Raw genomic sequence first — 11,784 nt, 5'->3', positions numbered from 1 at the left:
GGGCTCTCAAGCGGGCGCTATGCGCCGGGCGCGCTCCGATCTCAACCCCGGCCGGTTCAGTGACGCGTGCTGCTGGAACCGGCGAGCTTCGCCATCTCTCGCTGCAGGGCGTCGTTCAGATCGGGGGAGGGGGCGTGCTTCCAATTGATCACGCCCAGCACATGGTCGATCGTCTCGCCATCGGCGGAGAAAGGCATCAGGATGCCGCGATAGAGGGTCGGCAGCCCTTCATTGTTGGTGAACTCGGCCTCGAAGCCGATCGGCGCGCGGGTGCCGATAATCTCCAGATAATGGTCGGTCAGGCGGGACAGCAGCGAACCCCTGGGCACATCCGATACCGCCTTGATGCCGGCAGCGGCGCCGCATTCGTCGCGCAGCGTCGCGCCGATGCGCGCGATCTTGGGCGCGGTCACGTCGCCTGTATAGTCGATCAGCACCGACCGTGCTTCGAACTCGTCGATGGCGGCAAAATCGAGATCGTCGATGCTCGGGAAAGCGCGGCCGCAGAGCAGCGACGCCCAATGTTCATAAGCGCGCACATGCAGCCGCCGCTCCGCGCCGCCGATCACCGGAGGCGGTGCCTCGATGATCACTTCCTCGGCCGGATCCTCGTCACGCTCGAAGCCGTAGCCCGCGTCCATCGCCCATTCCCTTGACCTTTGACGGGGCATAGTGCCGCCGGAGGAGTAAACGCCGCGTAAAACAGGCCCTAGCTCCTGCGGCGGCGCGTCGGTGCGTGGAAGTCGGGGGGCTTGCCGGCCACCCATTCCAAGAAGCGGGCGATCTCCGCATCGGCCCGCAGTGTCTCCGCACTCGGACTGCGCGCCAGTTCCATGTTCGAAAATCGCGCATGAATGGTGCGGTGGCAGATTGGATGGACGGGCACTGTCTCGCGCCCGCCGCGGCTCTTCGGGTGCGGATGATGATATTCGACCCTCCGCCCCAGCGGGCGCCCGCACAGCCAGCAGCCTGGTTCGTCCATGCCCATGCAAAACACCGACTTAGGCCGTTGCGCTCCGCCAGCCGAAACGCCATGGCACGCCGGTGCCCGGACCTTTGAAGGATTGGCTGAGCTTCGTCGAGCGCATGGCGCGCAATCCGCGCGCGGTCGGAGCAATCAGCCCTGCCAGTCCGGCGCTCGCCGAAGCCATGGCGGCGCAGATCGACTTCTCCTTGCCTGGCCGCGTGCTGGAGCTAGGGCCCGGCACCGGCGCCATCACCAAGGCGCTGATCCGGCGCGGCCTCGGACCGGAGCGGGTGCTCGCAGTCGAGGCCGACCCGACCTTCGCCCGCATGCTCCGCACCCGCTTCCCCCGGCTTCAGGTCATCGAAGGCGATGCCACGGATGCCGGGCGGATCGAATCCCTCGGGCCGTTCAACGGGATTATCTCAAGCCTGCCGCTGCTCAACTTTCCGGCGCATGAGCGCGTCGGGCTCGTTCTCGCTTTGCTGCGTCTGCTGCCGCCCGGCGCGCCGTTCGTCCAATATTCCTATGGCGTGCGTCCGCCGCTGCCGCGTTCGCACGACGTGGAGGTAGCATTGGCCGACAAGGTCTGGCGAAACCTGCCGCCGGCGCGGGTATGGGTGTTCCGGTCGCGCGAAGAGGAACTGATCGAACCGCTCCGCCAGGCGGCGGAGTAAGGGAGGAGGAACGATGTACAGTCACATGATGGTCGGGACGAACGACACCGCGAAGTCCAAGAAGTTCTACGACGCCCTGTTCGGCGCCATGGGCGGAAAGCCCGGCATGCAGGATGAGAAGGGCCGACTGATGTACATGCACAAGGGCGGCATTTTCATGGTCACGCCGCCAATCAACGGCGAACCGGCGACTCACGCCAATGGCGGGACGATCGGATTTGCGATGGACACGCCCGAACAGGCCGATGCCTGGCACAAGGCCGGGTGCGAGGCGGGCGGCACCAGCTGCGAGGACCCGCCGGGTTATCGCGAGGGCAGCTTCGGCAAGCTCTACCTCGCATATCTGCGCGATCCCGACGGCAACAAGCTCTGCGGCCTGCACCGGCCCAAGGCCTGACGGAGCCGCCGCGGCGGTCGAAAGTTATAGCGGCATGGACCAGCGCTACGACGTCGCCGAGATCATGGGGGCGCTCTACGGGCCGGGCATCACCGGCCTGAAGGGCGCCTTTTCGCGCGAATGGACCGCGCGCATGGCGGAGGACATCTGGGCCATCTGGAATGAAGTGAAGGACGTACCCGGCGGCGCCCTGCCGCGCGGGCCAGAGCGCTGGTATGTCGAGGTGCATCCCGAACGCATCCGCGGCTTTGTCGATATCGCCACACACCCGTGGGTCGTCGCCGTGTGCGAAGCGGTGCTCGGCCCCGACTATAAGATCGTGGAAGTGGGGTTCGACATCCCCTTTCCTGGCGCCGCCGACCAGCCTTGGCACCGAGACTTCGCGGTGCCGGAGGCGACCACGAAGGGCCGGCGCCTGAATTCGCTCGCCTTCAACCTGACAGCGGTGGACACACGACCGGAACATGGTCCTTTCGAGGTCGCGCCGGGCACGCAATGGGACCAATTTGAAGGATGCCCCAAGGGCATGTTCCCGCCGCGCGAACTCTGGCCGCGCTATATCGAGCGTGCCGAGCAGAAGATGCCGCAAATGGGCGATATCTCCGTACGGTCGGCGCTGACGGTGCATCGCGGCACCGCCAACCGCTCGGACGAGCCGCGGCCGGTGCTGGTCGTCGGAGTCGACGCGCCGGACGCGACCAACGCTCTGCACCACGACCTGCAGGTGACGCGCGTCTATCTAGACTCGCTGCCGTCGCGGGTGCGCGATCATTTGACCTATCGAGTCGCCGAGCGGCTCGAGCCGATCGTGCAGCACCACACGATCGAAGGCCTGCTTACGCCCGCTTATTGAGGGCGGGGAGAAGCTCGACCCGGTCAGGGTGAAAAGCCAGCCTTGCGCTCAGCAGTGCGCGGAACTGCTTGTAGCCGCCGGTCCCGGGCGGAAAGGCGTGAAAGAAGAGGCGGGGAACGCCGTCCGGCCCCGTCGCGACTGAGGGATGACCCGGCCCCCACCACTCGGCGTTGGTGCGGAGCAGCGGCTCCGGCATCTTCGTGTAAGGACCGAACGGGTCCTCGGCGATGCCGACGCCGATGCCGTAGTCGGGTGTCGAGAAATCATTACCCGAATAGAAGAGGTAGTAACGGCCGTCCTGGTGCGTCACCCAATTGCCTTCGATCAGGTGCCCTTCCCAGGCGAGGTCGTTGACCAGCACGACCCGCCGCTTGCCGATCAGAGACCGCCCGTCCGGCGCCAGTTCCTGCGCATAGACCGGCGTGCGCGTCGCGACGATCACCTCCGCATGGTCCTGCAAGGATGCGCGGAGAAGGTCGTAATGGGCGACTCCTGCCTCGATCAGCGGCTGGAGCGCAAAGAATTGCTCCATCGGCGAGGCGTTCCGCGCCCAGCCCCATAAAGCGGCGCACAGATGCGCCGTGCGCCGGTCCGCCTCGTGATCGAAGAGTTCATCGGCAAGCCCGGGCTGCTCGCGAAGGAGCTCGGCAAGCCCGCGCGGCCAGATCGCATTCGTGTCTTCCTTCCAGAAAAGCAGAGTGCGTCCTCTGCAGACGAGCAGATGCGGGTCGATGACGCCGCCGGTCAGCAGAGGCTCGGGATCGGGCATGAACGGTCCGTCGGGGCTCTCCGCGCGGGCAAGGCCAATGCACAGCGAGCGCGCCGCGTCCCGGGCCATGAAGCAGAGCAGATAGCCATCGCCGACCCGGTGCAACTCGGGCGCCCAGAAATCGGCGACATTCTCGCCCGTGATCGCCCAGTGCGGCGCCGTGCCGGCGGGGAAGACGAAGCCGGCATGTTCCCAGCGCTTCAGGTCCGGCGAGCGCAGGATCGGAAAAGCCTCGGGCGCGTCGTTCGATGTGGCGACCAGATGATAGCCATGCTCCGTGCGGATCACCGCCGGATCGCCATAACCGTCGCGGATGCCGGGCGCGATGTTGCGGGTCAGCAGCGGCTCGATGGCAGGGCAGGTGCCTTGCGGCTGCCAACTTTGCCGGTTGCGCGGCAGGCGGGTTCCGAAGGTCGCCGCGAGCCCATTGAAGGCATCGAGCCAGTCGCCATGCTGGCGATCGCCGAGCGGGATGCGGCGCTCGGTCGCCCTGCCATCAGCCGCCGGACCAGAGACGATCAGCTCGCCGCTCTTCGTCACTTCGGCAGAGTAGATCAGGCGCCCCATGCTCCCCTTAACGCGCCCAAACCGTTTTGGCTCACCCGGTCGAAGCCGCGCTTGACACCGCCGCGCCCCGACCATAGGTCGCGCCTCTTGCCGATACGGCCCCTTCGTCTAGCGGTCTAGGACGTCGCCCTCTCACGGCGAAAACACGGGTTCGAGTCCCGTAGGGGTCACCACCCAAATCAGATACTTAGGCGTTGACGTGGCATTGTCGCCGCATATCGGTCAGATGCCAGTCCGATGCCAGCGACCAGACTGACGATGCCGAGCAGCGCGCCGGCGAGCACGTCGACCATATAATGGCCGCCAAATATCGGCGTCGCCAACAGCGTGAGGCTAGCCCAGACCGGGCCCGCGATTCTCAGCCCCGGCACGGAGCGGAAGCTCCAGGCGAACAGCACGCTCAGCGTCGCATGGTAGGAGGGGAAGGTGACGATGCCTTCCAGCTGAAGCAAGTCGATCGTGCGGATGGCGCCACTGCGCAGGCCGTGGAGCAACTCGATCTGCTGCCACGGGATCGACGGCCAGAGGTGGCGATAATCTGCCGGCTCGAAGATGTTGCCGTTGGCGGGGAAGAGTCCTGAGAGCAGCACCGTCAGCAGCCCCGAAGAGAGGGCCGCAAAGACGGTGATGCGGAGGATGTCGAGCCGGCCGGCAGCGCTCAGGGCGCAAATCGCGGCGACCATCTGAAGCGCCAGGCTGTGATAGCTGAAGCCGAGGGCGGTGACGACCAGCGGCCTTTTATCGAGCACCGCGCGGACCGCCGGCCAGTTAAGGCCGAGCGCGCGATCGGCTTGCGCGAAGTGTTCGTCCCAGAGGGCTCCAGCCTGCGCCGTCAGCATATAGGTGATGGCGACACCCAGCAGCGTGAACAGAGTCATCTGGATCAGCGCCACGGCGCCGGCCGCAGCGCAAGACTGTCCCCGCCCTGCCGTACGACGCCAGCCGCAAGCGAGCAGCCCCAGCGTAAGGGTCGCCACAGCCAGCCCGAGAGGAGCTAAGGCAAAGGGCGACCGCAGTTGTAGCGCTATGAACAGCGCCAGCATCGCTGCGATCAGCAGCCAGCTAGCACGTTCGAGCGGTCGCGCTTCGTCTCGCATCGAAGAGACAACGCGCAAACTCCTGAAACGGCTGCGGGAACCTCCATGCCTTGCTTGCGCTTGTTGAGAGGTCACAAGGAGATGCCACATGTCGTTGCTGGACAAGTTCGTCGCCAAGGTCGCTCCGCCGGAGAGCGACGAGACCCGCAGGGAGGCGCGGCACAATGCCCGCACCCAGGCCGCGCCCAATGGCTGGGTGCAGCTGATCATCGACGATCACGAGCGGATCGAGCGGGCGTTCGACGCCGTGAGGGCAGCCCCCGACGCGGCGGCGCAGCGTCGGGCCGAGCTGGAACTTTCGACCCTGCTCAACGGCCATGCCGCCGCCGAAGAAGCCGTCGTCTATCCCGAAATGGCCGACACCGACCAGAAGGGCCATGCGATGATGGGCTATGAGGAGCAGGCCATGACCAAGGTGCAGCTGGGCCTGCTCGGCAAGTTGGAACCGATGACGCAGGAATATCTGGACAAGCTGGAGCATATTCGGGGCGCGGTGCTCCACCATATGTACCAGGAAGAAAGCAGCTGGTTGATCACCTTGGAACGCGAAATGCTGTCCGATCGCCAGCAGGTGCTCCGCAGCCGCTACCAGGAAGAGATGAGCCGTTACAGCGCCCAAGGCCGCGAAGCCGGCGGGAGCGGATCGGCAATGTCCTGGGGCAATGGCTAGCCCGGACCCTCGTTGCGAGCGAAGCGAAGCAATCCAGAGTGCGTGACGTGGATTGCTTCGTCGCTCCGCTCCTCGCAATGTCGAACGCAGGGAGGCAGGGAGCAGCATGGCCGAGAAGTTCGAACGTCATCGTCAACCCTGGCGCCCGGACGAGGTGCAGAAGCTGCACACTCTGGCGAAGAAGGGCATGGCGCTGAAGGCGATCGCCAAGGCGCTGACCCGCAGCGAGGAGTCGGTCAAGGACCGCGCCAAGGCGGACGGGCTGAGCATCGCGAAGCTGCGCTGACCGCCCAAGGCGCCGTTGCGCCTACGAAAGCAAAGCTCCGTCGAACGGAGCTCCTGAGCAGCATAGCTCAGGCGCATGCGCATTGGCTCCGCAGTTTCAGCGCTTACCCTTCTAGCGGCTCCCGCCGCGGCCGGTATCCGGCTGAGCGGCACCGAGCGGGTGCGCGTCGAAACCATTTCCGGCCAGGCCCGCGCCGGTTTCAACAGCAGCGATACGCTGTTGAACTTCCGTACGACTTTGCTGGCCGAATACGGCTCGGGACCGGTCCAGCTAGCTGCCGAGCTTTGGGACAGCCGCGTTTTTGGAGCGGATCGCCGAACCCCAGTCTCCACCAACGAAGTGAATACGCTCGAACTGGTACAGGTCTTTCTGAAGGCTGACTTGGGCGAAGGGCTGGGTGCGAACAGCCGGACCAGCGTGCAGATCGGCCGCTTGATGCTGAACCTCGGCTCGCGTCGACTGGTGGCCGCAGACGACTATCGGAACACCACAAACGGCTATACGGGTCTGCGCGTCGACTACGCGAACAAAGCCGGCTGGCAGGCGACGGCCATCTACACGCTGCCGCAGCAGCGGCGTCCCGATAGGCTCGATGCCTTGTTGGACAACAAGACTAGCCCCGATCACGAAGGCTTCGACCTTGTGCTGTGGGGCGGCACGGTCAGCAAGGCGCGCGTGATTGGCGAGGTCGCTCTCGAGGGCACCTATATTCATTTGGGAGAACGTGATCGGCCAAGCCGGCCGACCCGCAACCGTTCGCTCGACACGTTCGGCGGGCGCGTGCTGCGTGAGCCCGCGATAGGCAAGTTCGACCTGGAATTTGAAGGTTTCGTGCAGCGTGGCGAGGTGGCCACCAGCCTTGCACCGAATGCCGCTCTGCAGTCGGTCCGCGCCTGGTTCTTCCACGCGGACGCCGGCTACACCTTTCGCGGCGCCTGGAAGCCGCGACTTTCCTTCGACTATGATCATGCGAGCGGCGACGGTCGCGGCGGGCGCTTCGGCCGGTTCGACACGCTGTTCGGCATGCGCCGCGCCGACCTGGCGCCCGCCGGGCTCTACAACGCCATTGCGCGGACCAACCTGATCAGCCCCGGTGTCAGGCTCGAGGCCGTGCCAGACAAGAAGACCGACTGGTTCGTCAGCTACCGGCCGATGTGGCTCGCCTCACGCTTCGACAGCTTCTCGTCCACTGGCGTGCGGGATGCGAGTGGCCGGTCAGGGCGCTTTGCCGGGCACCAGGTCGACAGCCGCATCCGCCGTCGGGTCTCGCCATGGCTGACGCTGGAGGCGGACGCCGTGCTGCTGCGTAAGGGTCGCTTCCTGACCGAAGCGCCGAACGCGCCGCCCAAGCGCTGGACGCGCTATCTGTCGCTCAACGTTTCGGCGAGTTTCTGATCGAAATCTAGCCGCTCATGAAGCCGAACAGATGGCCCGCCACCTTGCGCATCTGGATCTCCTCCGAGCCTTCCGTGATCCGGTAGCGGCGGTGATGGCGGTAGATGTGCTCGAACGGCTTGTGCCGCGAATAGCCGATGCCGCCATGGACCTGCATCGCGAAGTCGGCGGCCTGGCAGACGAGGCGGTTTGCGCGGTAGTTGCACATGCTGACCTTATCGGAGAGACGTAGCGCGACTTCGGGCTTGGACATGGTGTCCATTTCGGCCGCGGTCTTGTAGATCAGCAGACGTAGCATCTCGGCTTCCGTGGCGAGCTCGACCAGCGGAAATTGGATTGCCTGATTGACGGCGAGCGGCTTTCCAAAGGGCTTGCGTTCCCGCGCATATTTCACCGCTTCGTCGATGCAATATTGCGCTGCGCCGACGGAGCTTGCCGCCTGGCGGATGCGGTTCTCGTGGACGAAATGCTGGGCAACGGCGAGGCCCTGATCCAGTTGGCCCAGGATTGCGCTCTCCGGCACCCACACGCCCTCAAAGCGAAGCCGCGGATGGTCGGTCGGCATGTTGAACGTCCACAGATACTCGCCGATTTGGAAGCCGGGCGCGTCGGTCGGCACCACAAAGCAGGTTATGCCGCGCGCTTTGCCGTCCTCGCCCGAAGTGCGGGCAAAGGTCATCACGTGCGTCGCAACATGAACGCCGGTGATCCACATCTTCTCGCCGTCGATGCGGTAACCGGCGACGCCATCCCGCGCTTCCGGGACGGCGCGCGTGTCCATATGGGTGGCGTCGGAGCCATGCGCTTCCTCGGTCAAACCGAAGGCCCAGCGCATCTCGCCTTCGAGCATCGGCGGAATGAAGGCGCGTTTCTGCTCGTCGGTGCCGAAGTCGCGGAGCATCAGCACCTGCACCAGATTGCCGACAATCGAGCTTTCATTCTGCAGGTCGTTGTGCAGGCCTAGCCCCTTGGCGGCCAGGTGGTGGCGGATCACCGCCATGGCGAGGTTCGATCCGCCCTTGCCGCCATATTCAGCCGGTATGGCGAAGCGGTAATGCCCTGCCGCATCCGCCCGCCGCCGCATCTCAGCCAGCAAAGCCTCCCACTCGTGCCGAGGCAATCCGCCCCGATCCCAATCGGTCCGCGCATGTTCGCGCCGATGGTCGAAGAAGCGAATATTATCGTCCGCCTGTTCCAGGGGCCTGATCTCGCGATCGATGAAGCTGTCGAGTTCCGCCAGATAGGCTGTGATTTCCTGCGGTATCTCGAACAGCATCAGGCGCTCCATCGTGCTCGCGCCGCGTGGAGCGCGCTGTATTTGGGCTGGTCCGCAGCCAGCTTGGCGAGTGTTTCGCGTTTGAGGCGCGCCAGCAGGCCGGGCGTGGCGAGCGTCGCGCGGCCGGCGAGCAGATCGTCGCTGAGGGTGCGATCGAAGGGCAGGGCGCCTTCGCGCTTCAGCATGCCGAGCGCATTCAGAGCGACATTGGCCTGGAAGCGGTCGCGGCCGCTGAGTTGGGGCTTCAGGTCCTGCTCGATCCATTCGGAAACAGCTTCGAACAGTTCTTCTTGGCTGGGCTCGCCCTGACGACGGACAATCGGGGATTGAGGCAGGTCGACTGCCCTCCGCTCGCTCTCCGGCGCGTCCTCCTCCAGCAGCATCAGAAGGTCGGCCTCAGTCTCGGACGCGCGGCGGCCGATCACCACGCGCTCCAGGCTTCGGTCGCGGCCGGAACGCCAGATCTCAGCCATCTCGAGGCAGGTGAGGCCCCACCAGAGGGTCGAATAGACGAGCCAGAAGCGGAAGCGCGCCGGCTCCACGGCAATCCTGCTCTCCCGCTCGTAAGCCACAAATAGCTCTTCAAACTGCCCCATGCCGAAGGCCGGCCGATCGATCCGGCCGAAGCGCCAGCTGTTGATGCAGCCATAGGCCAGGTCCTGGTGCCGGTCGCCTATATGGGCGAGTTCCCAATCGAGCACGGCGGTGAGGCCGCGATCGTCCGCCATCAAGTTGCCGATGCGGAAGTCGCCGTGCAGCAGCACCCTCTGAGCGGGCGAGGGCAGGTGATCCCGCAGCCATCGCAACGCCAGCGCCATCACCGGCCGGTCTCCACCATGAGCTTCGAACCGCGCCGCCAGGGCTTCGACCAGCTCGCCGGCGTCGCTTTGCGGCAGACCGGAAGGGAGGTCGGTTAACGGGATCTCGTGGATGCGGGCCAGTTCCCGCGCGAGTTGATCGAGCAGCTCCGGCGCTGGCCCGTCGAGCAGGATGCGGGGATCGGCCGTGCCTTCTACGCGCCGCATCAGATATCCGCTGCCGAGTCCGTCACTGGGCTCCAGCTCGCCCAGCACCTCCGGCGCCATGACGCCGTGCGAATGCGCCAGGCGAATGAGCGCGGCCTCCACGTCATGGCTATAGGCGCGGCCCGCCATCATCTCGGCGCTTGGTGCGCGGCGCAGCACATAGCCTTGGCCGTCGCGATCGAAAGACCAGCTTTCCATATTTGCGCCGCCGGTGAGGCGTTTCAGCCCTTGCACATCGCCGCCGGGCCCGAGCATCCGCGCGACCGCGGCTTCGAGCAGCGCCTGGTCCAAGCCTCAGGCCCAGCCCTCAAGCACCTGGTCGGGCGGGCGGTGGCCGTCGGCCCACATGCGGATATTGGCGATCACCTTCTCGCCGGTCGCCTGGCGCGCCTCGACGGTGGCGGAGGCCATGTGCGGCAGCATGACGACATTATCGAGCGCGAGCAGGCGGGGATCGACCGCAGGCTCATGCTCGAACACGTCGAGGCCCGCGCCCGCTATTCCGCCATTCTCCAGCGCGTCGATCAGCGCGGGTTCGTCGACGATCTCGCCGCGTGCGATGTTGATCAGATAGCCGCGGGGGCCCAGGAGCTCCAATCGGCCGGCATCGATCAGGTGATGGGTAGTGGCATTGTGCGGGCAGTTGATCGACAGAAAATCGATCTCGGTCAGCATGTCGTCCAGCTCAGGATGCCAGACGGCGCCGACCGCTCGCTCGACCACATCCGGCAAGCGCCGGCGATTGTGGTAGTGGATGCTGAGGCCAAAGCCTTGAGCGCGCATCGCGATCGCCTGGCCGATACGGCCCATGCCCAGGATGCCGAGCGCCTTGCCGTTGACGCGGTGGCCAAGCATCGTGGTCGGCCCCCAGCCGCTCCATGTGCCGGAGCGGACCAGCCTTTCGCCTTCGGAAAGCCGGCGCGCGACCGCGAGTATCAAAGCCATCGCCATATCGGCGGCGTCCTCGGTCAACACGCCCGGCGTGTTGGTGACGATGATGCCGCGCGCCCGCGCCGCCTTCAGGTCGATATGATCGACGCCGTTGCCGTAGTTTGCGATCAGCTTCAGCCGCTCACCCGCGCTCCCGATCAGGGCCGCGTCGACCGTATCGACGATGGTAGGCACCAGCACATCGGCCTGAGCGAGATCGTCGGTAAAGTCGAACAGCTCCCGCATGCGCGTCTCCACAGCCTCGGGCAGCTTTCGGGTGACGAGGATGCGGGGGCGTTGGGCCATTGCCAGCAGCTAGGCAGTGCTGCCGAGCCGCGTCAAGCGCGCTTGAAGGCGGAGTTCGACTGCGGCAACACAGGCGCCATGTTCAAGCCGTTGGTGGGCGCCATGTTCGCCCTGTCCTGTTTCGCCACTGCAGCCGCCGCGCAAGACCGCAAGCCGCCTTACTGGGCCTCTGTCGTGCCGAACGAAGCAAATATCCGCACCGGCCCCGGCCGCAACTTCCCCGCCATCTGGCAGTTTCGCCGGGCCGGTCTGCCGGTCAGGGTCGTCGCGACGTTTCCCGCCTGGCGCAAGGTTCAAGATCCCGACGGCGCCCAGGGCTGGATGCAGGCGAACATGCTCTCTGAAGCGCGCACGGGAATGGTGCGCGGAGACATCGCGCCGATGCGGGCGCGGCCGGATGGTGGCGCGCCGGTCGTCTGGCGCGCGGCGCCGGGCGTGGTCGGTAAACTGCGCGGCTGCCGCGAAGGTTGGTGCGATTTCGACGTCAAGGGTCGACGCGGCTGGATCGCGGCGACAAGCCTGTGGGGCGTGGCGCCGAACGAAACGGTCGAGGATTGATCGGAGCGACTCAC

At 65.8% G+C, this 11,784-nt stretch carries 14 protein-coding genes and 1 tRNA gene; 8 read left to right on the top strand and 7 right to left on the bottom strand.

Annotation, left to right across the window (positions count from 1 at the left end):
- Positions 1 to 56: 56 nt before the first annotated feature.
- Both VGT77_RS03815 and VGT77_RS03810 read right to left on the bottom strand, forming a co-directional pair.
- Positions 57 to 641, bottom strand: coding sequence for a hypothetical protein (locus tag VGT77_RS03815; protein ID WP_327459742.1), 585 nt, complete (start codon positions 639 to 641; stop codon positions 57 to 59).
- 68 nt (positions 642 to 709) lie between these two features.
- The gene (locus VGT77_RS03810) at positions 710 to 982 is read right to left on the bottom strand and encodes an HNH endonuclease (RefSeq protein WP_414713357.1); all 273 of its coding nucleotides are present in this window, start codon (positions 980 to 982) and stop codon (positions 710 to 712) included.
- 62 nt (positions 983 to 1,044) lie between these two features.
- On the opposite strand from VGT77_RS03810, the gene VGT77_RS03805 reads away from it, so the two are divergent.
- Genes VGT77_RS03805 through VGT77_RS03795 form a run of 3 tightly spaced genes read left to right on the top strand, consistent with a single transcriptional unit; the run spans position 1,045 to position 2,891 of the window.
- The gene (locus tag VGT77_RS03805) at positions 1,045 to 1,641 is read left to right on the top strand and encodes a class I SAM-dependent methyltransferase (RefSeq protein WP_327459738.1); all 597 of its coding nucleotides are present in this window, start codon (positions 1,045 to 1,047) and stop codon (positions 1,639 to 1,641) included.
- A gap of 13 nt (positions 1,642 to 1,654) precedes the next feature.
- Positions 1,655 to 2,038, top strand: a complete 384-nt coding sequence (locus VGT77_RS03800) for a VOC family protein (protein WP_327459736.1) — start codon at positions 1,655 to 1,657, stop codon at positions 2,036 to 2,038.
- 34 nt (positions 2,039 to 2,072) lie between these two features.
- Positions 2,073 to 2,891, top strand: coding sequence for a phytanoyl-CoA dioxygenase family protein (locus VGT77_RS03795; protein WP_327459734.1), 819 nt, complete (start codon positions 2,073 to 2,075; stop codon positions 2,889 to 2,891).
- On the opposite strand, the gene VGT77_RS03790 is transcribed toward VGT77_RS03795, so the two are convergent.
- On the bottom strand, positions 2,875 to 4,227 hold the full coding sequence (locus VGT77_RS03790; RefSeq protein ID WP_327459732.1) for a glycoside hydrolase family 43 protein: 1,353 nt from the start codon (positions 4,225 to 4,227) through the stop codon (positions 2,875 to 2,877). The genes VGT77_RS03795 and VGT77_RS03790 overlap by 17 nt on opposite strands.
- Before the next feature lie 97 nt (positions 4,228 to 4,324).
- Here VGT77_RS03790 and VGT77_RS03785 point away from each other — a divergent pair.
- Positions 4,325 to 4,400, top strand: a tRNA-Glu gene (locus tag VGT77_RS03785).
- A gap of 6 nt (positions 4,401 to 4,406) precedes the next feature.
- Here VGT77_RS03785 and VGT77_RS03780 read toward each other — a convergent pair.
- Complete coding sequence (locus tag VGT77_RS03780) at positions 4,407 to 5,324, bottom strand: phosphatase PAP2 family protein (protein WP_327459730.1); 918 nt, start codon at positions 5,322 to 5,324, stop codon at positions 4,407 to 4,409.
- 88 nt (positions 5,325 to 5,412) lie between these two features.
- Between VGT77_RS03780 and VGT77_RS03775 the strand changes: the two genes are divergently transcribed.
- From VGT77_RS03775 to VGT77_RS03765, 3 genes are all read left to right on the top strand, one after another.
- Positions 5,413 to 5,994 (top strand): hemerythrin domain-containing protein, encoded by a 582-nt coding sequence (locus VGT77_RS03775; protein WP_327459728.1) that lies wholly within the window; start codon positions 5,413 to 5,415, stop codon positions 5,992 to 5,994.
- Between the two features lie 106 nt (positions 5,995 to 6,100).
- Entirely contained in the window at positions 6,101 to 6,280 is a 180-nt protein-coding gene (locus VGT77_RS03770) for a hypothetical protein (protein WP_327459727.1), read from the top strand.
- A gap of 75 nt (positions 6,281 to 6,355) precedes the next feature.
- On the top strand, positions 6,356 to 7,675 hold the full coding sequence (locus VGT77_RS03765; RefSeq protein WP_327459725.1) for an alginate export family protein: 1,320 nt from the start codon (positions 6,356 to 6,358) through the stop codon (positions 7,673 to 7,675).
- 7 nt (positions 7,676 to 7,682) lie between these two features.
- Here VGT77_RS03765 and VGT77_RS03760 read toward each other — a convergent pair whose 3' ends face one another.
- From VGT77_RS03760 to VGT77_RS03750, 3 genes are read right to left on the bottom strand one after another with little or no spacing between them, the layout of a single operon-like run.
- Entirely contained in the window at positions 7,683 to 8,951 is a 1,269-nt protein-coding gene (locus VGT77_RS03760; RefSeq protein ID WP_327460117.1) for an acyl-CoA dehydrogenase family protein, read from the bottom strand.
- Positions 8,951 to 10,267: a phosphotransferase family protein gene (locus tag VGT77_RS03755; RefSeq protein WP_327459723.1), complete on the bottom strand. Its 1,317-nt coding sequence runs from the start codon at positions 10,265 to 10,267 to the stop codon at positions 8,951 to 8,953. The genes VGT77_RS03760 and VGT77_RS03755 overlap by 1 nt, the downstream gene beginning before the upstream one ends.
- 3 nt (positions 10,268 to 10,270) lie before the next feature.
- Entirely contained in the window at positions 10,271 to 11,212 is a 942-nt protein-coding gene (locus VGT77_RS03750) for a D-glycerate dehydrogenase (protein WP_327459721.1), read from the bottom strand.
- A 78-nt stretch (positions 11,213 to 11,290) separates the two neighbouring features.
- Between VGT77_RS03750 and VGT77_RS03745 the strand changes: the two genes are divergently transcribed.
- On the top strand, positions 11,291 to 11,770 hold the full coding sequence (locus VGT77_RS03745; protein ID WP_327459719.1) for an SH3 domain-containing protein: 480 nt from the start codon (positions 11,291 to 11,293) through the stop codon (positions 11,768 to 11,770).
- Positions 11,771 to 11,784: the final 14 nt, after the last annotated feature.

The organism is Sphingomonas sp. (assembly GCF_035944535.1).
Lineage (GTDB): Bacteria > Pseudomonadota > Alphaproteobacteria > Sphingomonadales > Sphingomonadaceae > Sphingomonas_B.
This window is presented reverse-complemented; position numbering and strand designations above follow the sequence as displayed.

What these genes read in the sequence shown, in the direction of transcription:
- VGT77_RS03810 (WP_414713357.1), bottom strand. Translation starts at nt 982, where the DNA reads ATGGACGAACCAGGCTGCTGGCTGTGCGGGCGCCCGCTGGGGCGGAGG.
- VGT77_RS03790 (WP_327459732.1), bottom strand. Translation starts at nt 4,227, where the DNA reads ATGGGGCGCCTGATCTACTCTGCCGAAGTGACGAAGAGCGGCGAGCTG.
- VGT77_RS03760 (WP_327460117.1), bottom strand. Translation starts at nt 8,951, where the DNA reads ATGCTGTTCGAGATACCGCAGGAAATCACAGCCTATCTGGCGGAACTC.
- VGT77_RS03745 (WP_327459719.1), top strand. Translation starts at nt 11,291, where the DNA reads ATGTTCAAGCCGTTGGTGGGCGCCATGTTCGCCCTGTCCTGTTTCGCC.
- VGT77_RS03770 (WP_327459727.1), top strand. Translation starts at nt 6,101, where the DNA reads ATGGCCGAGAAGTTCGAACGTCATCGTCAACCCTGGCGCCCGGACGAG.
- VGT77_RS03750 (WP_327459721.1), bottom strand. Translation starts at nt 11,212, where the DNA reads ATGGCCCAACGCCCCCGCATCCTCGTCACCCGAAAGCTGCCCGAGGCT.
- VGT77_RS03765 (WP_327459725.1), top strand. Translation starts at nt 6,356, where the DNA reads ATGCGCATTGGCTCCGCAGTTTCAGCGCTTACCCTTCTAGCGGCTCCC.
- VGT77_RS03800 (WP_327459736.1), top strand. Translation starts at nt 1,655, where the DNA reads ATGTACAGTCACATGATGGTCGGGACGAACGACACCGCGAAGTCCAAG.
- VGT77_RS03795 (WP_327459734.1), top strand. Translation starts at nt 2,073, where the DNA reads ATGGACCAGCGCTACGACGTCGCCGAGATCATGGGGGCGCTCTACGGG.
- VGT77_RS03780 (WP_327459730.1), bottom strand. Translation starts at nt 5,324, where the DNA reads ATGCGAGACGAAGCGCGACCGCTCGAACGTGCTAGCTGGCTGCTGATC.
- VGT77_RS03815 (WP_327459742.1), bottom strand. Translation starts at nt 641, where the DNA reads ATGGACGCGGGCTACGGCTTCGAGCGTGACGAGGATCCGGCCGAGGAA.
- VGT77_RS03775 (WP_327459728.1), top strand. Translation starts at nt 5,413, where the DNA reads ATGTCGTTGCTGGACAAGTTCGTCGCCAAGGTCGCTCCGCCGGAGAGC.